12 protein-coding genes are annotated in these 21695 nt (G+C 48.5%); all 12 read left to right on the forward strand.

The genetic code is table 11. The annotated features are described in order from the left end of the window. The first annotated feature begins 495 nt into the window (after positions 1 to 495). Positions 496 to 1263 carry a hypothetical protein gene (locus KDK17_RS15155; RefSeq protein ID WP_257274643.1) on the forward strand — a complete coding sequence of 256 codons (768 nt, stop codon included), beginning with the start codon at positions 496 to 498 and terminating at the stop codon, positions 1261 to 1263. Continuing rightward, complete coding sequence (locus KDK17_RS15160; protein WP_257288423.1) at positions 1164 to 2978, forward strand: hypothetical protein; 1815 nt, start codon at positions 1164 to 1166, stop codon at positions 2976 to 2978. Before KDK17_RS15155 ends, KDK17_RS15160 begins: the two co-directional genes overlap by 100 nt. A gap of 178 nt (positions 2979 to 3156) precedes the next feature. Then, positions 3157 to 4830, forward strand: coding sequence for a hypothetical protein (locus KDK17_RS15165; protein WP_257254510.1), 1674 nt, complete (start codon positions 3157 to 3159; stop codon positions 4828 to 4830). Continuing rightward, positions 4814 to 5026: a hypothetical protein gene (locus KDK17_RS15170; RefSeq protein ID WP_257254509.1), complete on the forward strand. Its 213-nt coding sequence runs from the start codon at positions 4814 to 4816 to the stop codon at positions 5024 to 5026. The genes KDK17_RS15165 and KDK17_RS15170 overlap by 17 nt, the downstream gene beginning before the upstream one ends. Positions 5027 to 5164: 138 nt before the next feature. Beyond that, positions 5165 to 6958 (forward strand): hypothetical protein, encoded by a 1794-nt coding sequence (locus KDK17_RS15175; RefSeq protein ID WP_257281740.1) that lies wholly within the window; start codon positions 5165 to 5167, stop codon positions 6956 to 6958. Positions 6959 to 7265: 307 nt separating this feature from the next. Beyond that, positions 7266 to 8960, forward strand: coding sequence for a hypothetical protein (locus KDK17_RS15180; RefSeq protein WP_257254507.1), 1695 nt, complete (start codon positions 7266 to 7268; stop codon positions 8958 to 8960). A 163-nt stretch (positions 8961 to 9123) separates the two neighbouring features. Continuing rightward, positions 9124 to 11013: a hypothetical protein gene (locus tag KDK17_RS15185; RefSeq protein ID WP_257274462.1), complete on the forward strand. Its 1890-nt coding sequence runs from the start codon at positions 9124 to 9126 to the stop codon at positions 11011 to 11013. Between the two features lie 164 nt (positions 11014 to 11177). Beyond that, a complete protein-coding gene (locus KDK17_RS15190) occupies positions 11178 to 13163 on the forward strand; it encodes a hypothetical protein (RefSeq protein WP_257254505.1) in 1986 nt (661 codons plus the stop codon). A 66-nt stretch (positions 13164 to 13229) separates the two neighbouring features. Further along, positions 13230 to 15086: a hypothetical protein gene (locus tag KDK17_RS15195; RefSeq protein ID WP_257288424.1), complete on the forward strand. Its 1857-nt coding sequence runs from the start codon at positions 13230 to 13232 to the stop codon at positions 15084 to 15086. 165 nt (positions 15087 to 15251) lie between these two features. Then, positions 15252 to 17756 (forward strand): hypothetical protein, encoded by a 2505-nt coding sequence (locus KDK17_RS15200; protein ID WP_257288425.1) that lies wholly within the window; start codon positions 15252 to 15254, stop codon positions 17754 to 17756. A 659-nt stretch (positions 17757 to 18415) separates the two neighbouring features. Continuing rightward, on the forward strand, positions 18416 to 19723 hold the full coding sequence (locus KDK17_RS15205; protein WP_257274458.1) for a hypothetical protein: 1308 nt from the start codon (positions 18416 to 18418) through the stop codon (positions 19721 to 19723). A gap of 157 nt (positions 19724 to 19880) precedes the next feature. Continuing rightward, positions 19881 to 21611: a hypothetical protein gene (locus tag KDK17_RS15210; protein WP_257288426.1), complete on the forward strand. Its 1731-nt coding sequence runs from the start codon at positions 19881 to 19883 to the stop codon at positions 21609 to 21611. Positions 21612 to 21695 lie beyond the last annotated feature (84 nt).

Here is a 21695-nt window from a genome sequence, read left to right on the forward strand (position 1 = left end):
AGTATATTGAGAACCAGGATCAGCCCTGACGGGCTGACGAAATTCACCTCCCTGCTAAGTCGCAGGGAGCGCTCTTTCGGCTATAGGTAGGGGACAATTTCGTAACGAATCCTGATATAAAAGGGAGAGCGGGTACTCGCCAGCAGGTATAACTGCGAGCTTATTAACGCCACTCCGGACGAAGAAGCGCTTGAGACGTTTACGCCTGGAGTTGATCTCGGTACCATGCCCCATAGTTCGGGCAATACGGGATGCTTGCAGAATACTTGGTATTGGCCACCTATTTACCCTTTCATATCACGCTTTGTCTCTAAATTGTCCCCTACAGAGGGATCTTATTTAACCCTCTACCCGTCATTAGGATTAGCGATTTTGCGAGAATAGCCCAGAACGTCCAAAAGACAAAAACACACTGATTGTCCTATTCTATCCTTCCTCTCTGTAAGCCAGCACAGGGATAGAATTACTAAACACTCACTCTTTACAGCACCACTGTTGCTGTTATTGTCACTGTTTGTCGTCACTCAAACTCGATTGTTGGTGACATTGGGTTCCGGGCAAGACCAACAGAAAGGCCAGCCATCAGAACCATCCGGCCGGAGAGCCTCAGAGGTAATCACCCAATCCACAGGCTCTCTCAATGACCTCGTGTGTTCTGGCTTTGGCAGCGGTAGTGGAGACCCTCCACAACACTCACATACTCTGGGCTTAAATTGTTTCGCCAATCCCTGTCATGGTATTTGTCAATTCCGACCATCATCGAATAGCAGATGGCCCGATGAATGGCCGCTGAATTCCGCAGAAAGCTCATGCCCTCATTTGGCTGATGGGCACTGCTTTAGTTGCATTGGTCATTTTGAGCCTCTAAACATTACACAGGCCGACTATACAACTGCCCCTTACGGGCCACTCAATCTGGATAGTTTTCACGGAGAATCCGTTATTTCCCGTACGCTTACCCACTCGGAAAAACAGCAGACAACCACTGCATCATCCCTACGGATCCAGAGCCAGATTTATCTTTCCCGGAAAGGCACAATAAAGGCCCTGTTGGACCACAGAAGCGAATACCACACTACTTTTCTTGTTCTATCCTTCCTCTCTGTAGACCGGAAGGCAAGGATAGAAAGATTAAACACTCACTCTCTGCGGCAATGCTGTCGTTGCTGTTATCTGTCGTCTGTCAGGCTGAACCATGGACAGAGCGTTTTATTGTCAAGTTTGAAGAGAATGCAGTTTTTTCCAACCAGAGCTTTTCTATAAAGTGCGATCGGCATACACTTCCAGACATCACTGAAACAAATGGCTATGTTGTTTCAGAGTCGCTGCTTCATGACAATCAAGATTATGGGGTAAAAACAACCATCATTGAATCGACTTTCTGGCAATGGCTTTACATCACTCATCTGCTGACGGGTTACGAACTGACCCTGAACACCAAAATTGTCCCTCTGTGCTCCAATTCTTATTCATGGTTACCTTTAGCAGTGGTTGTCGCTGTCGTTTGGCTTTTAAAAAACTATTGGAATCTTGATTCACTGTCGCTTAAATCGATGGAACAAAAAGAGATAACCCCTATGCTGACACAGGTGGACCTCTCGTTTGCTATGATCACAATGATAACGGGTTCTGGACGAGACCAACATCAGGGCCAGCCATCAGAATCATCCGGTTGGGAAGCCTCAGGAGCAACCATCCAACTCAAAGGCTCTTCCTTCCGCCCTCTTGGTATGACTGACTATGGTGGCGGCAACGGAGAGCCTCAACAACAATCACATACATTGGATTTAAATTGTTTCGTCCATCCCTGTCATGGCTTTTGTCAATTACGACTATCATCCGATAACAGAGGATCTGTTGAATGGTCGCTAAATTCTTCAGAAAGCTCATGCCCCCATTTGTCTGATGGGCACTGCTTTAGTTGCATAGGTCATTTTGATTCTTTAAACATTACACAAGTCGTCTATAAAAATACCCATTACGAACCACTCAATCTACATAGCTTTCCAGGAGAATCTGGTACATCCTCTATGCTTACCCATTCAGAAACACAGCAAACACCCACTGCATCATCCCAATTGGGTCAAAGCCAAGCTCATCCCGTCCGGAAAGGCACAACACAAGCCCTGTCTGATCGCAAAAGCGAATACCACACTGAGCAATCAACCTGCGGCGTGAAAATAGTTGGGGATGATGGCCGACAGCATCCGTGTGGGATAGTCTGCAAGAATGCTGCTGCCCTAAGGGATCACAAAAAAATAAAGCACACCGGACAAAAAACCTGTGACGCTATAGTGGTCGGGAAGAACGGTCAGCAACAGTCGTGCGGTAAAACCAGTAAGAACGCCAAAGCCATGTCAGTTCACAAAAGCGCATATCATACCGGGCAAAAAACCTGTGACGTAACAGTGATCGGGGAAGATGGCCAGCAGTACCCATGTGGGACTGTCTGCAAGAATACAAATGCTCTTTCGAATCACAAAAAAAGAAAACATACCGGGCAAAAAACCTGTGACATGCCCATGATCGGGAAGAATGGTGAGCAGCAGTCATGCGGCAAAATCTGCAAAAATGTCAAAGCCCTTTCGGTTCACAAAAGCTTATATCACACCGGGCAAAAAATCTGTGACATAACAATGATCGCGGGGGATGGTCGGCAGCGGCCATGTGGTGCAGTCTGCAAGAATACTAATGCCCTGTTCAATCACAAAAAAAGAGACCACAGCGGACAACAAACCTGTGACATGAACGTGGTCGACAAGGATGGTCAGCCGCGGCCATGCGGGATGCTCTGCAGGAATATACAAGTCCTGTCGAATCACAAAAGAAGCGCCCACGGCAAGCGACAAATCTGCTACCTGACAGTCGTCGGGAAGGATGGCCAGCAACGGCCATGTGGGAAGATCAGCAAGAACCTTAAAGCCCTGTCAGATCACAAAAGAGTGCATCGAAAACGCAAACCTGTTGATCTGGACTAAAGCGGTGAGCTCAGTCGTTGGTCTGACACGCGCCCTTTCATGGGGTTTTGCCTTGTGCAAACTTTGGTATTTAACAGAAGGTCTGTGGCCGAAAATACATTTATTTTCTTGCTCTACCCTTCCTCTTGGTAGACCAGAATGCAAGGTTAGTAAGATTAAACACTCACTCTCTACGGCAATGCTGTTGCTGATATTGACGTTGTCTGTCATCACTCAGGCTCAACCGTTGACAAGACCTTTTGTTACCACGCTTGAAGAGTTACCAGACATTGCCGGCGCAAACGACTATCAAGAGTCAGATTCACTCTTTAACGACAAACCACATAGATCTGCGACGATTATTGAGTCGATTTCATGGCGATGGCTTTACGTCACTCATCTGCTGGTGCCTTGCGAACTAATCTCTGCCACCAGAGACACCCCTCCACGCTCCAGCTCATATTCATGGCTACCTGTAGAGGTGGTTATCGCCGTCTGCTGGCTTTTAAAAAGCCATTGGAACCCTGATTTACTGTCGTTTAATCCGATTGAACAAAAAGAGACAACACCCATGCGCTTACAGGGGGGTCACTCGTTTGCCACCATCACTATGATGGTAGGTTCTGGACAAGAACAACAAGACCAGCCATCAGAATCATTAGGCCAGAGAACTTCAAGAACAATCACCCACCCTGCAGGCTCGTTAACTGCCCCCCTTTATTCCAGCTTTGGCCGCGGTAACGGAAACCCTCGACAACACTCACATACTTTGGGTTTAAATTGTTTTGTCCATCCCTGTCGTGGCGTTTGTCAATTACGATCATCATCCTGTATCAGCGAGCCTGATGAATGGTCTCTAAATTCCGTAGAGAGCTCATGCTCTCATTTGGCTAATGGATACTGCTTTAGTTGCATAAGTCCTTTTAATCCTTTAAAAATCAAACAGGCTGCCTATGCAACTGCCGCCGGGGAGCCATTTAATCTGAATAATTTTCTCGAAGAATCCGGAATTTCCTCTAAGGTTGCATGTTCAGAAACATACCAAACAAGCACTGCATCATCCCAATTAGGTAAGAGTCCAATTGATCTTTCCCTGAAAGGCACAATACAAGTCGTGTCGGACCACAAAAGAGAGTACCACACGGAGCAACCAACCTGCGATGTGACAATAGTTGGAGCAGATGGTTGGCAGCGACCCTGCAGAAAGGTCTGCAGGAATGTTCAAGCCTTGTCAACTCACAAAAGCGCATACCACACCGGGCCAAAAACCTGTGACGTATTAGTGATTGGATGGAATGGCCAGCAGCGGCCATGCGGGAGATTGTGTAAGAGTGCTAAAGCCCTGTCGTCTCACAAAACAAAATACCACACCGCGCAACGAATCTGTGACGTCCCCATGTTCATTGAGGATGGTCGGCAACGGCGATGCGGGAAGATCTGCAAGAATTCTCAAGCCCTGTCGCACCATAAAAGAAGTGTCCACAGCGGGCAACGAACCTGTGAAATAACCGTTGTTGGACAGAATTGCCAACAGCGGCGATGCGGAACGGTCTGCAAGAGTGCGAAAGCCCTTTCGGATCACAAAGGAAAAAACCACAGCGGGCAACGAACCTGTGACTTTAAGATAGTCGGGGAGGATGGTCGGTATCAGTCATGCGGGACAGTCTGCAGGAATGTTAATGCCCTTTCGGATCACAAAAGAACTGTCCACAGCAGCCAAAAAACCTGCTACATAACAGTGGTCGGTGAGGATGGCCAGCAGCGGCCATGTGGAAAGATCTGCAAGAATCTTAAAGCCCTGTCAGATCACAAAGGTAGACATCGAAAAAGCAAAAATGCTGATCTGGACCAGAACGATGACCTCGGCCCTTGATCTGACACCCATACTTCAATGGTTTTTTGCCTTTCGCAACTTTTGTTTTTACAACAATCTTAAAGCCCTGTCTGATCACAAATGCAAAGTTCACAGCGGGCAAAAAACCTGTGTTGTAACAGTAGTCGGAGAGGGTGGCCAGCTGCGGTCATGCGGGAAGGTTGTCATGAATGCCCAGGCCCTGTCGGATCTTTGACAGAAAACACGCTTATTCTCTTGATCTATCATTCCTCTCTATCAACCAGAACGCAGTGATAAAACGATTAAACACTCACTCTTTGCGGCACCGCTATTGCTACTACTGTGGCTGTCTGTCGTCACTCAGGCCCAACCCTTGACGGAACGTTATATTGTCAAGCTTGAGCAAAATGCGGTATTTCCAAACCAGAGCTTTTCTATAAAGAGTGACCTGCATCCATTAGCGGGCAGCCCGTCAGTCATTACTGACACAAACAGCTATGGACTATCAGGTTTTCCGCCTGATGACAAACCACACAGATCTGGCAGTTACGGGGTAAAAACGACCGTTATCAAGTCGATTTCGTGGCAATGGCTTTACACCACCCATCTGCTCTTTGATTACGAACTGATCCTCACCGCCAAAGATAACGCTTTAAGCTCTACCCTTTATTCATGGCTACCTGGAGAAGTGGTTTTCATTGTCGGTTGGCTTCTGAAAAGCTATTGGAACCCCGACTCACTGATGTTTAACTCGATGGAGCAACGAGAAGCAACATCTATGCTGACACAGTGGGATCACACGTTTGCGGCCATCATTATGGTGCCTGCTGGCTCTGGAAATAACCAACAACCATACCAGTCATCAGTATCATCCGGGCAGCACGCCGCGGATGCCAACGCTCAACCTACAGGCTTTTTCACTGGTCCATCGTATTCTGATTTTGACGACGGCAACAAGAACCCTCAGCAATACTCGCATACTTTGGATTTATATTGTTTCGTCCATCCCTGTCATGGCGTTTGCCAACTCCGACCATCACTCCATAGCACAGGGCTAGATGAATGGCCGCTGAGTTCGTTCGAAAGCTCATGCCCCCATCTTACCCGTGGACATTGTCTTGGTTGCATAGATTATTTTGATCTTGTAAACGTCAGATGCTCAACGCCTGCCCCTGAAGCTTCTCTCAACGATGGTGTGCCAACGCCGAGCTGTTGGTCTTCCATAGCGGATGATCTTGCGGCCATTAACGGGCCACGAAATACACCTGGCAATTTCAAGGAGATCGAAATTCTCGCTACGAATATCCAATCCACACCCAAAATTGGGACTTCAGAACCACAAGAAACAACCCCTGAACCATCCCAATTCGCGCAGAGCCAAACTCTTTCTCAGACAGACAGCTCAGAAGCTCCGTGTGAACACAACACCGGGCAATTAACCAATGATGCGACGGTGGTCAAGGAGGATGGTCAGCCGCGGCCAGGCAAGAAGACCTGGATGAGTGTTCAAGCCTTGTCGGCTCACAAAAGAAAAATCCACAGAAGGCAAAAAATCTGTGATAAGACCGTGATCGGGGAAGATGGCCTGCAACGACCATGTGGCAGAGTCTACAAGAATATCCAGTCTCTGTCGTCTCACAAAGGTAGAGAGCACTCCGGTCCAAAAATCTGCAACGTTTCCGTGATCGGAGAGGATCGCCAACTGCTACCATGCAGGGCTATCAGCACAAATACAAGGACGCTGTCGGATCACAAAAAAAAAGAACACGCAGGTCAACGAACCTGTGACTTGATCGAAGTCGGAGAAGACGGCCAGCTGCGGCGATGCGGGAAGATCTGCAAGAATGCCAAAGTTCTGTGGGATCACAAAAACAGAAGCCACAGCGGGCGACAGATCTGTAATGCGACCGTAATCGGGAAGGATGGGCAGCCGCGGCCATGCGGGAAAGTCACTAAGAATACTCCGTCTCTGTCAGTTCACAAAAGCAAGCACCACTCCGGACGAAAAACCTGCTACGTAAAAGTGGCCGGAGATCATGGTCTGCAGCAGATAGGCGGGGTGGTCTGCAAAAGTGCTGAGGCCCTGTCGATGCACAGAAGCAAGCATCTAAAGCGCAAACACGTTGATGTCGATCAGAACAATGACCCCAGCTCTCAAGAAGACTAACCCAGCCCTAAATAAGAGAAGGTGGAAAGAATGGGGCAAAAAACTACACCTCTGTAGGAGACAACACCCGCCTTCTACTAAATGACACTGGTCGCTTAAGTAGATCCCCGAGGCCATCCATCTGACAACAGGATGGCCCGTGATCGCAATGCTCGGGCTCATCAAAGTGTGCACAAGCGCTTCCATGGATTTTTGACGGAAGGTCTCAGACAGAAAAACACAATGATTATCTTGATCTATCCTTCCTCTCTAACCACCAGAATGCAAGGATAGAACTATTAAACAGTCACTCTTTGCAACAGCACTGTTGCTGATATTATTGTTGTCTGCCCTCTGTCAGGGCGAATCGTTTCCAGAATGTTTTATTGCAGAGTGTGGACAGAATGCTATTTACCCGAACCAGAGCTATTCTGTAAAGTTTGATCCGCATATATTGCCGGGCAACCCGTCAGTCATTGCCAACACTGACGGCTACGCAACATCTGACTCACCACCTGAAGACAAACCACGCAAATCGGACGTTCAGGGGATCAATGCGTTCCTTATTGAGCGGATTTCGCGGCAGTTGTTTTACGCGACTCATCTGCGAGTGAGTTACGAACTGATCCTGACCACTAAAGCCCTTCCTCTGAAAGCCAAACCTTATTCATCGATACCTGTAGAATGGGCTATCGCTGTCGCTTGGCTTTTAAAATGCTATTGGAACTGCGATTCACCGCTGATTAACCCGATGACACAGCAGGAGGCAACATCCATGTTGACACAGGAGAATCAAACGTTTGCCATTATCACTGTGATGTTTGACTCTGGAAATAACCAACGACCACATCAGCAACAAGACCCGCCATCAGATTCATTCGGCCAACATGTCCCGGTTGCTACAACCTGTTTCGATAGCTTCCTGTATTCCCGCTCTGGTGGCGGTAACGAAGGCCCTCAACAAAACCAACATACCCTGGATTTCAATTGTTTCGTCTCTCCCTGTCATGGCGTTTGTCAATTCCACTACTCACCGGATGGCAGAGGGCTCAATGAATGGCAGCCGATTTCCTCAGAAAGCTCATGCCGCCATTTGACGCATGGGCATTGTCTTCGTTGCATAGGTTATGTTGATCCTGTAGAAGTTACACCTCAAAGTTCACAGTTCGAAAGATTGAATCTTCCTGCTACCATTCAACCCCAATCGGCTTCTGACCTGCTATTTGAGCTACTGACCCACGGCATTGATGGCGACCCAGCCAACAGCGGCAACTCTATAGACGGGATCCTCTTAGACTGCTGGATTGCCTCAGACGGGATCGTCTCAGACGCAATAAGCTCTGAGGCAGACCATGCAACTGACGCTACCGTGCCACTCAGAGATGATATGCCAATGGCTGGGAAAAACCGTCTTGCTGCCAGAGCACCGCTCCCCGGAGGATCGCCTCCCGGAGGATCGCCTCCCGGAAAAACTACACATTACCAACAAGCTCTGTCAGATCGCAAAAGCAAACGCTGCATTCGGCAAACAATCTGTGACCTGACAGTGGTCGGGGAGGATGGCCAGCCGCGGCCATGTGGAATGGCCTGCAAGGGCTCTCAAGGTCTGACGGAACATAAAAGAAGTGTCCACAGCGAGCAAAAAATCTGTGACGTGATAGTGGTTGGGGAAGATGGCCAACCCGGGCCATGCGGTAAAATCTGCAGGAGTGCTCGAAGCTTGACGGTTCACAAAAGCAGATACCATACTGGGCAAAAAATCTGTGACGTGATAGCGGTAGGGAAAGATGGCCAGCCGCGGCTATGCGGGGCGGTCTGCAAGAATACTGGATCTCTGTCGTCTCACAAAACCGGATACCACACCGGGAAAAAAGCCTGTGACATGATAGTGATCGGGAAGAATGGCAAGCGGCAGCTATGCGGGAAGATCTCCAACAATGCTCATTGCCTCTGGGAACACAAAAGAAGGCATCGAAAACACAAGCGTGATAATGAAAACCAGAATGATAACCTCAACCCTTAATCTGACACCGACTCTTTCAAGAGGTTTTGCGTGATTCCACACTTAGCTTTTGATTGTAGGTCTATGACAGAAAAACACTCTGATTATCTTGATCTATCCTTCCTTCTAGCCACTAAAATGCAAGGATAGAATTATTAAACAGTCACTCTTTGCGGCAGCACTGTTGCTGATAATATTGTTATCTGTCGCCTATGAGGCCGAATCGTTTGCAGAACGTTTTCTTGTCGATCCTGAAAAGAATGCTGTTTTTCCAAACCGTAGCTCTTCTATAAACTCTGCCCCTCATACATCGCCAGGCAACCCGTCAGTCATCGCTGACATAAACGGCTATGAAGGATCTGACTCACCGCCTGAAGACAAACCACACAGACCTGGTGGTTATAGGCTCAAAGCAATCCTTATTGATTCGATTTCCAGGCAGTTTCTTTACGCCATTTATCTGCTGGTGGGTTACGAAAAGATTCTTAACACCAGAAGTGCCCCCCTGAACGCCACCCCTTCTTCATGGCCATCCCTGGAAATGGTTATCGCTGCCGGGTGGTTTTTAAACAGCTATTGGAACTCCGATTCACCGTCGTTTAACCCGATGAAACAGCAAAAGGCAACATTTATGTCGACACAGGAGAATCAAGCGTTTACCTCCATCACTATGATGTTTGGCTCTGGAAATAACCAACAACCTTATCAGCAACAAGATCTGCCATCAGACTCATCCGGCCAGCACGCCCCGGTTGCCACACGCTGCTTAACCAGCCTCCCTTACGCTCACTCTGGTGGCGGTAACGAAGACCCTCAACAGCAGCAACATACTTTGGGTTTCAATTGTTTCGTCTTTCCTTGTCATGGGCTTTGTCGATTCCGACACTCATCCGATGGCAGAGGGCCAGCTGAATCACAGCTGAGTTCCTTCGAAAGCTCATGCCACCATTTAGCGTACGGACACTGCTTAAGCTGCATTGGTTATGTTGATCCTGTCGATGCTACATCTCAAAACTCACATTTTGAAAGGTTGAATCCTCTTCCAGCCATCCAACCTCAGTCGATCTCTGACCTACCATTTGAGCTTCTGACTTGTGACATTGATGACAACCCATACAATAGCGGCAATTCCATAGAAGGGGTCACCTCAGACTCAATAAGAGCAGGGGCAGCCCTCAGAATTGATGCTATTGGGACACTCAATGATGATATGCCAATGCCAGAGAATAACTGTCTTGCCACCGGTGGCGCGCCTACCGAAGGAGTGCCTTCCGGAGTAAATCCTCCCGAAGTAATTACTGATTGCCAGCAACCCTCTGGGAATCACAAAAGCAACAACCACATCTTGCAAAGAACCTGTGTCTTAACCCTGGTTGGGAAAGATGGCAAAACGCAGTCATGCGCGAAGATCTTCAAGAATGCCAGATCCCTGTCGAATCACAAAAGCAGATTCCATAGGGGACAAAAAATTTGTGACATGACAGTGTTCGGGGAGGATGGTCAGTCGCGGCCATGCGGGAAATCCTGCTTGGGCACTCAAGGCCTATCTGATCACAAAAGAAGCAGTCACAGCGGACAACAAACCTGTTTTGAGACCGTGGTAGGGAAAGATGGCCAACCCCGACCATGCGGGAAAGTCTTTGAGAATGCTAAATCTCTGTCGAATCACAAAGGCAAAATCCATACCGGGCAAAAAACCTGTGACGTGATAGTGGTTGGGGAAGATGGCCAGCACCGGCCATGCGGGGTAGTCTTCAAGAATACAGGATCTCTGTCGTCTCACAAAACTGGATACCACACTGCGCAAAAAACCTGTGATATATTAGTCATCGACAAGGATGGCCAGCCGCGGCTGTGCGGAAAAGTCTGCAAAAATGTTCAATCTCTGTCGAGCCACAAAAGCGCCTACCATAGCGGGGATAAAACCTGTGACATTATAGTGGTCGAAAAGGATGGCAAGCCGCAGCCATGTGGGAAGATCTTCATTAACGCTCATAGTTTTTCGCAACACAAAAGAAGACATCGAAGGCGCAAGTTTGATGCTTTGCAGCGGGATAATAACCTCAATCCTTGATCTCACACCCGCCCTTTCATAAGGTTTTGCCCGGCGCCATCTTTCGTTTTTAGGAGAAGGTCTTGGACGGAAAAACAAACTTATTATCTTGATCTATCCTTCCTCTCTACCCACTGGAATGAAAGGATAAAATTATTAAACAGTCACTCTTTTCGGCAACACTGTTGCTGTTATGGTTGTTGTCTGTCGTCTGTGAGGCCGAATCTTATACAGAATGTTATATTGTCGAGCTTGAGCAAAATGCAGTTTTTCCAAACCAGAGCTTTTCCATAAAACCTGGCCCGTATACATTGCCGGGCAACCCGTCGGTCATTGTCGGCACAGAGAGCTATGCAGGATCTGACTCACCGCCTGACGACAAACCATATAGACCCGGTGTTTACGGGTTCAAAGCGATCCTTATTGAGTCGATTTCATGGCAGTTGCTTCACGCTACTCATCTGCTGGTAAATTACGAACCGATTATGACCACTAAAAGCCCCTCTCTGAACGCCACCCCTTATTCATGGATACCTTTAGAAGTGGTTGTCACTGTTGATTGGCTGTTAAGAAGCTATTGGAACCCCGATTCACCGCTGTTTAAGATGATGGAACAACAAGAGGCAACATCTACGTTAACACAGGGGAATCACCCGTTTGCCCCCATCACAATGATGTTTGGCTCTGGAGATAACCAACAAACCTATCAGCAACAAGAGCAGTCATCAAAATCGTCCGGCCAGCTCGCCCGGGATCACACAAGCTATCTTTCCGGCTTCTGGTATTCCCGCTTCGGTGACGGTAACGAAGGCTATCAACAACAACACCAACATACTTTGGGCTTCAATTGTTTCGTCTTTCCGTGTAATGGTGTTTGTCAATTGCGACTCTCATCCAATGACAGAGTGCCCGCTGAATGGCTGCAGAATGCCTCAGGAAGCTCATGCTGCCATTTAACGCATGGACACTATCCTCTTTACATAAGTCATGCTGATCCTGAAGAAGCTAGACCTCAGCACTCACATTTCGAAACATTGAATCCTCTTCCTGCCTATCAACCCCAATCGGTTTCTGAACAACTCATTAAGCTAATGGCTCATGGATATGGCAACCCGGCCATTAGCAGCAATGCTATAGACAGAGTCGCCCCAGACTGGGTCGTCCCAGACTCAACGAGCGCAGGAGCAGCTTACATAACTGAAGTTACCAGACTAATCAATGATGATGTGCCAGGGCCTGGGAATAATTGTCTTCCTCCCGGAGGAGCAACTCCCGGAGTGCCTACACATTGCCAAAAAACTCTCTCGGATCAGAAAAGAAAATACCACACCGGGCAAAAAACCTGTGACGTGATAGTGGTTGGGGAAGATGGCCAGCTGCGACCATGTGGAAAGGTCTCAATGCATGCCCGGGCCCTGTCGGAACACAAAAGCAAAATCCACACCGGGCAAAAAGTATGTGACGTGATGGTGGTCGGGAAAGATGGTCAGCCGCGACCATGCGGATGGCTCTGCAAGAATGCTGGTATTCTCTCAGCTCACAAAAGCGGATACCACACCGGGCAAAAAACCTGTGACGTCACAGTAATCGGTAAAGATGGCGAGCTGCGACCTTGCGGAGTGGTCTGCAAGAATGCCGGAAGCCTCTGGGTTCATAAAAGCGGATTCCACACCAATCAAAAAACCTGTGACTTCTCAGTGGTCGGTGAAGATGGTCAACAGCAGCCGTGCGGAAAAATCTGCAAGAATGCTCAGTCTCTGATGGTTCACAAAAGCGAATACCACAGCGGGCAAAAAACCTGTTGTTTAACATTAGTCGGGAAGGATGGCCAGCAGCGGCTGTGCGGAAAGGTCTGCAAACACGCTAAAGCCCTGTCGGAACACAAAAGAAGCGTCCACAGCAGTCAAGTAAACTGCAACGTGATCGTGGTTGGGAAGGATGGTCAGCAGCGACCATGCGGAAAGGTCTGCAACAATGCCAGAACCCTGTCGAATCACAAAAGCAGAATCCATGGCAAGGAAAAAATCTGTGACGTGACGATCGGAGAGGATGGCCAGCAGCAGCCGTGTGGAAGGATCTATAAAAATTCTGACAGCCTTTCGAAACACAAAAGAATACATCGTAAACGCAAGCCCGTTGTTGTCGACCAGAACGACGACTTCAATCCTTGATCTGACATCCGCACTTTCATCAGGTGATCTATTCTTCCTTTCTACAAATTAGAATGCAACTATAGGATGATTAAACACTCTTCTTTTTCTGCACCATTGTTGCTCACACTATTTTTGCCTGTCGTCTGCCAGACCAAACCGCTGACAGAACGCTTTATTGTCGAGCTTGAACAGAAGGCCGTTTTTCCAAACCAAAGTTTTTCTATAAAGCCTGGGCGTACATTGCCCGGAAACCCGTCAGTCATCACTATCGCAGATGACTATACAGAACCAAATTTGCCATCGGATAAAAAACGACACAAACCATACAGTTACGAGATAAAAACGACCATCATTGAGTCGATTTCCTGGCAGTGGCTCTACGCGACAAATCTGCTGGTTGCTTACGAAGTAATCCTGACCACCAAAAACGCCCCTCTGAGTTACAACCCTTTTTCATGGGTACCTGTAGAAGTGGTTATAGCGGTCAGCTGTCTTTTAAGAAGCTATTGGAACCCCGACTCACCGCTGTTTAATCCGATTCAACAGCAAGAATCGAGTCAGAATCAGCCGTTTGTGATCACCACTATGATGCCCGGCTCTCGAAATGACCAACAACAAGGCCAAGTATCAGAATCATCTGGCCAGCGAAGCCCACAAGTCACCGGTCAACTTATAAGCTCTTTCTCCAGCACCCTGTATTCAGTCTCTGGTGGCAATAACGAAGGTCCTCAACAACACTCACATACTCTGGGTTTAAACTGTTTTGTCCATCCCTGTCATGGCGTTTGTCAATTCCGTCCATCATCCGATAAAGACGGGTTCGTCTCAGACTCATCAGGTACCGGGATAGCCGAAACAACTCAGCCTGTCGGGCAAAAAACCTGCGACGTAGTAGAGATCGGTGAGGATGGCCTCCTGAGACAATGTGAGAAGTTCTGCAAAAATGCCCGAGCTCTGGCGGTTCACAAAAGCAAATACCACTCCGGAAAAAAAACCTGTCCCCTGATCGTGGTCGGGGAAGATGGCCAGCATCGACCATGCGGGACTGTCTGCAGGAATGCTAAAATCCTCTCGGATCACAAAGGCAGATACCACACCGGACAGCAAACCTGTGACGTGATAGTGGTCGGAGAGGACGGCCAGCGGCGACCATGCGCAAAAGTCTGCAAGAATGCCAAAGCCCTTTTGTCTCATAAACATGGCTACCACTCCGGACAAAAAATCTGTGACTTAACAGTGGTTGGCGAAGACGATCAACAGCGGCAATGCGCGATGGTCTTCAAGAACGTTCGATCTCTGAGAGCTCACAAAAACAGATACCACACCGGTCAAAAAGCCTGCGAAGTAACATCGATCGGCGAGGACGGCCAGCAACAGCCATGCGGAAAGGTCTGCAAGAATGTTCAAATCCTGTCGAGTCACAAAAGCAAATGCCACAGCGGACAAAAAACCTGTAACTTGATCACTGTCGGGGAAGATGGCCAACCACAGCCATGCGGAACGATCTGCAAAAATGCAGGTATCCTGTCGCAGCACAAAAGCAGAGTCCACTGCGAGCAAAAAATCTGTGGTCTCACAAAGGTTGGGGAGGATGGTCAACAGCGTTCATGCGGGGTGATCCTTAAGAATACTCTATCTCTGGCGTCTCACAAAAGCAGATACCACACCGGACAAAAAATCTGTGATGTGAGAGTGTTCGAAAATGATGGCCTACAGCGACTATGCGGGAAGGCTTGCAAAAATGCCGTAGCCCTGACAGAGCATAAAAGAAGACACCATAGCGAACCAAAAACCTGTGACGTAACAGTAGTCGGGGAGGATTGCCAGCTGCGGCCATGCGGGTATGTCTGCAACAATGCTCATGACCTTACAGAACACAAAAGAAAGCATCGAAAACGCAAGCCCGAAGATGTGAACCGGAACGATGATCTCAACCCTTAAGCTGACCTCTGCCCCTCTGCCCCTCTGCCCTTATATGAGAGTGACAATCAAAAGACAATATTCGTATAAATAATTACAGCCGGGCTTAAATGGTTTTTTAACGGTAAAGCACACTTACTTTCTTGATCTATCCTTCCTCTCTGTAAACCAGAACTCAAGGATAGAATGATTGAACACTCACTCCTTGCAGCACCGCAGTTACTGCTTCTTTTGTTGTCTGTCATCTGTCAGGCCCAACCGTTGACTGAACGTCATATTGTCGAGCTTGAACAGAATACAGCTTCTCCAAACCATAGCTATTCTATAAAGCGTGGGCGGTATACCTTATCGGGCAATTTGTCAGTTATTGCCCACACAAACGGTTATACAGAACCAGATTCGCTGCCTGATGACAAACCACATAAATCCGGCGGTTACGGGGTCAAAACGCCTCTGAATGAACCGATTTCATGGCAATGGCTTTACGCCACCAGCCTGCTGGTAGGTTACCAACTGATCCTTACAACCAAAGACACCTCTCTTAGCTCCATCCCTTTTTCATGGCTGCCTATGGAAGTGGCTATCATCGTCGGCTGGCTTTTGAAAAGCCATGGGTACCACAATTCACCGTTCCCTCACCGGGTCGAACAACAAGACGTAAGTCACCCCCCCCTATTTGCCACGATCACTATGATGATGGATTCCGGACATAACCAATCACATGGCAAACCATCAGAATCATCCACTCAAGAAGCTCCGACAGCCATTCACCCTGAGAGTTTTTTCACTACCCTCTGGTATTCAGGCTCTGGCGAGGGTAGCGAAGATCCTCAACAAAACTTACATACTTTGGGTTTAAATTGTTTTATCTATCCCTGTCATGGCATTTGTCAATTACGACTATTCCGGGATCACAGAGAGCCTGATGAATGGCTGCTGAATTTCGAAGAAAATGGGTTGGACCTCACAGGAGCAACACCCGAGCAAAACCCATGTTCTCATTTGGCCTATGGATGCTGCTCTGGTCGCATAATTCACGTTGATCCGAACAGCGATGCAACCCTCAGGCAAGACGAGCTTTTGAAAGCACTCGATAATCCGGATCCTATGCATTCCGAATGCAACCCTGATCAACTATTTGAGTTGCTATTTGAGCCACAGGCCCATGACATTGACCGCAACCCAGACATTAGCGAAAACTCTATAGATGGGGTCGCCTCAGATGGGGTCGCCTCAAACTCAATGAGTGACGGGATAGTCTCTACAACTCCCCCTATCGGGCAACAAACCTGCGACGTGATAGTCGTTAAGAAATGTGGCCAGCTGCAGCCATGCGGGAAGCTCTTTCATGATGCCCGATCCCTATCACTTCACAAAAGCGAAGTCCACTGCGGACAAAAAATGTGTGACACGCCCGTGGTCCGGGAAGATGGCCAGCAGCAGACATGCGGAAGGGTCTGCAAAAATGCTCGAGCCTTGACATATCACAAAACAAGACACCACAACAGGCCACCAATCTGCGAGCAGACAGTGGTTGGCGAGGATGGCCAGCAGCGGTTATGCGGGAAGCTCTGCAAGAATACTAAAGCCCTGATCAGTCACAAAAGAAAAAAACACAACGAGCAGCAAATCTGTGAAGAAACAGTGGTCGGGGAAGATGGCCAGAGGTCGCCATGTGGAGCAGTCTGCAAGAATACTGAGTCTCTATCATCTCACAAAAGCACATACCACACTTTGCAACAAACCTGTAACGCCACCGTGATCGGGCAGGACGGCCAGCAGCGGCCATGCGGGCAAGCTTGCGAGAACGCTGCTGTCCTGTGGCTTCACAAGAGGGCCTTCCACAGCGGTCAACAAACCTGTGACGTAACTGTGGTGGGGAAGGATGGCCAGCCGCGGCCGTGTGGAAAGCTCTGCAAACATATTAAGTCTCTGACGGATCACAAAAGAAGATACCACACCGAACAAAAAATCTGTGACGAGACCATTGTCCGGGAAGATGGCCAGCAGCAGCCATGCGGGCTGGTCTGCAGGAGTACTTATGCCCTGTGGGCTCACAAAAGGGCTTTCCACAGTAGTGAGCAAACCTGTGACGAAACCGTGGTTGGGAAGGATGGCCAGCAGCAGCCATGCAAGATACTCTGCAAAAATATGCAGGCTCTGACGGAACACAAAAGAAGATACCACACCGGACAACAAATCTGTGACTTGACCCTGTTCCGGAAAGATGGCCAGCAGCAACCATGCGGGAAGGTCTGCAAAAGTGCCAGAACCCTCTCGGATCACAAAAGAAGAATCCACGGAGGGCTAAAAACCTGTATTAAAACAGTCGTCGGGGAAGATGGTCAGGAGTTTCTGTGCGGGAAGATCTGCAATAATCCTCAGGCCCTGTCGGATCATATAAGAAGAACCCACACAGGACAAACAATCTGTGACATAACAGTTGTCGACAAAGATGGACAACCGCAGCCATGCCGTAAGCTCTGCAAGAGTGCTCAAGCCCTGACAGAACACAAAAGAAGAGCCCACACCAAACAAGCAATCTGTGACATGACAGTGGTCGGGAAAGATGGACAACCGCGACCATGCCTAAGGCTCTGCAAGAGTGCTCGAGTCCTGGAGGAACACAAAAGAAGGCGTCACAAACGCAAGTTTGTTGATATGGGCGAGAACGATGACCTCAATCCTTGATCTGACACCCACCCTGATTATGAGGGACAAAATGATTAAACACTTACTCTATGCGGCACCACTGTTGCCGATATTTTTGTCGTCTGTCGCCTATCAGGCCGAACCGTTGACGGAATATTTTATTGTCGACTTTAAACAGAATACAGTTTTTTCAAACCCGGGCTTTTCTATAGAACCTGCCCCACATAGCTTGTCGGGCAGACCGTCAGTTGTTGCTGACACAAACAGCTGTGCAGGATCAGACTCACCTCCTGGTGACAAACCACATAGATCTCGCGGTTACAGTGTCAAAAAGCCCATGATTGAGTCGATTTCCTGGCAGTTGCTTTACGCAACCGACCTGCTGGTTGGTTACAAACTGATCCTGACCTGCAAAGAGGCCTCCCGGAGCTCTACCCCTCATTCATCCCTACCCGAAGCGGTTGTCGCTATCGGTTCGCTTTTAAGACGTTATTGGTACCTCGATTCATCGATGTTTGCCCCGATTGAAGAACAAATTGAACAACAAGAGGCAAGTCAGGAGAACCCCTTTGCGATCACCACTATGATGTTTGGCTCCGGACAAGCCCGACAGCAGGGTCGGCCACCAGAATCATCGGGACAACCAGTCCGGCAAACCACGCCCCACCCCACAGACTATTTCGCCAGCTTCCCCTATTATGACTTTGACGACGGCAACGGCCCCCCCCCCCAAACACCTGCATACCTTCGGTTTAAATTGTTTCGTCCATCCCTGTTACGGTGTTTGTCAATTCCGATCATCATTCGATATCAGAGAGTCTGATGAATCGCTGTTCAATTTCTTAGAAAACAGGTCAGACCCGACAAGAACAACACCCGAACAAAGCTCATGCCCTTATTTGGCTAATGAACGCGGCTACCATTACCTGAGTCATTCAGGTCCTCAAAAGTCTGCACAGCCCAAGCAAGCTGATCTTGTCAAAACATTGAGTTTTCTCATTCCCATTGAAATCAAGCGCAATTTTGACCCGTTCTCTGAGTCAGAGGCCCATGGTATGGGTATGGGTGGCAACCCAGCTGACAGCCGCAACCCTTCAGGCTTAATGAGAGCCGCGGTAGCCTCTGTAACGGCCCCTGACTGGCAACTAACCTGTGACGTGATAGTGGTCGGGGAGGATGACCAGCTAAAGCCATGTGGGGCAGTCTGCAATAATCCTAAAGCCCTTTCATCTCACAAAACCAGAGCCCACACACGGCAAAAAACCTGTGACGTAACTGTGGGTTGGGAATATGGCCAGCCAGTGCCGTGCGGGATGGTCTGCAAGAATGCTAATACTCTGTGGGATCACAAAATAAGAGTACACACCGGGCAACAAACCTGTGACACGACAGTGATTGAGGAAAATGGCCAGCAGCGGCCGTGCGGGAGGATCTGCGAGAATGTTAAGGCCCTGTCGTGTCACAAAAGCAAAGCCCATTCTGGACAAAAAATCTGCAACGTGAAAGTGTTCGGGAAAAATGGCCAGCAGCAGCCATGCGGGACGGTCTGCAAGAATGCTGGAGAGCTGTCGGATCACAAAATCAGAATCCACAGCGTTCAAAAAACCTGTGAAGTAATAGAGGTCGGGGAAAATGGGCAGCAGCGACGATGCGGGAAGGTATGCAAGAATGCTAAAGCTTTGTCGAATCATAAAAAAAATACCCACATCGGGCGACATACCTGTGACGCGACAATGATCGGAGAGGACGGCCATCAGCGACCATGCGGGAGGGCCTTCATAAGTAATAAATCTCTGTCGGCTCACAAATCAAAAGTCCACAGTGGAGCAAAAACCTGTGACCTTATCGTCGTCGGAGAGAATGGCCGTCAGCAATCCTGCCGGACGGTCTGCCAGAATGCGCTAGCCCTGATGAATCACAAAAAAAAAACACATCAAAAACGCAAGCACAATAATGTAGACCAGAATGGTGAACTCAGGCTTAAAACAGGCAAAGCAAATAAGTAATGCCAGCCCTTTCATGAGGCTTTGACCGATACCAACTTTGTCTTTTAAGAAGGCCTTCGAAACAAAAACACACTTATTATCTTGATCTATCCTTCCTCTCTACCGTCTGGAATGCGGGGATAAAATTATTAAACATTCATTCTTTCCGATACCGCTGTTGCTGATACTGGTATCCTCTGTCGTTTGTCAGGCAGAGCTTCTTATTGTTGAGTTTAAAGAGAATGCAGTTTTTCCAGGACAGAGCTTATCTATAAAGTGTGGCCTGCATAGACTGCCGGGCAGCCAGATAGCCTTTGCCGACATAAACATCCATGCAAGATCGGACTCACCGCCTGAAGACAGGCCAGACACATCTGGCCGTTACGGGGTCATGACACCCCTTATTGAGCCGATTTCGTGGCAGTTACATTACGCGTCTCATCTACTGGTTGGTTACGAACTGCTGATCCTGACAACCAAAAACGCTCTTCCAGGCGCAGCCCCTTGTTCATGGCTGCCTTTAGAAGCGTTTGTCGCTATCGGTCGGCTTTTAGGAAGTTATTGGGACACCGATTCACCGCTGTTGAACCCGATTGAGCAACACACTGAACAAAAAGAGGTGAGTCAGGATAATCCGTTTGTGATCACCACTATGATGTTTGGTTCTGGACAACCCCTGCAGCAAGGCCAGACATCAGGACCGTTCGTCCAGGAAAACACAGCAGCAGCTTCCTTCACTGGAAGTTCTTTCAATCATCCCCTATATTCTGACTCTGGCGGCGGTAACGCAGGCCCTCAACATCACTCACATACCTTGGGTTTAAATTGTTTCATTCACCCCTGTCATGGCGTTTGTCAATTCCGACCATCATCCAATAACGGAGGACCTGATGAATGGCTGCAGAACTCCGAAGAAAATTTCCCAGACCACAAGGTAGCCAGCCTCGAACAAAGCTCATGCCCACATCTTGCTAACGGGCGCTGCTTTAGTTGCATAAGTCATTTTGATCCTGAAAACTCTGGCTACTCTTACCAACAAGACGAACTTTTCGAAGCATTCGATTATTTCGCCCCGATTCAACTCCAATACATTAATGACACCCCTGTTCACTCAATGATTACCGGTTCAGTTCTTATAAATGACGCCCCTTTCGGGCGACAAGCCTGTGATGTGCCCGTGACCGGAGAAGATGGCCCGCAGAAAACATGCGGAAAGGACCACAAGAATGCCCGGTCTCTGCCGACTCACAAACGCAAAATCAACAAGAGTAAGAAAACCTGTGACGTGATCGTGATCGGGGAAGATGGTCAGCCGCGGCCATGCGGAAAAGCCTGCATACATTATCTGGCTCTGTCCTATCACAAAAGAAGGGACCACAGCGGGCAACAAATCTGTGACGTCATTGTGATCGCAGAGAACGGTCAGCAGCGTCCATGCGAAAAGGTATGTAAGAATGCCAAGGCCCTGACGGATCACAAAAGCAAGTACCACACCGGGCAAAAAGTCTGTGACGTGATCGTGGGCACAGAAGATGGTCGGCATCGGCCATGCTGGCTGATTTTCGACAATGCAAAAAAACTCTCGGATCACAAAAGAAAATGCCACACCGGGCAAAAAACCTGTTGGGTGTCCGTGGTCACAGAGGATGGCCATCAGCGGCCGTGCGGAAAACTCTGCAACAATGCCCGCGACCTGTTGGTTCACAAAAGAAGACACCATTGTGTGCAAAAAGCCTGTGAGCTGACCATGGTCGGGGAAGACGGCGATCAAGGGCCATGCGGAAAGCTCTGCAAGAATGATCATGCCCTGTCGGAACACATAAGAACTCATGGAAAACGCAAGCGCCTTGATGTGAACCAGAACGATGACCTCAATCCTTTAGCTGAGCCAACCTTTCTCGAGAGATAGAATTATTAAACACTCACTCTTTGTGACACCGCTATCGAAAACGCAAACCTGTTGATGTGAAACAGAAAGGCTTTGACAGAAAAG

It is taken from the genome of Endozoicomonas sp. SESOKO2 (genome assembly GCF_024606245.1).
In the GTDB taxonomy this organism is placed as follows: domain Bacteria; phylum Pseudomonadota; class Gammaproteobacteria; order Pseudomonadales; family Endozoicomonadaceae; genus Endozoicomonas_A.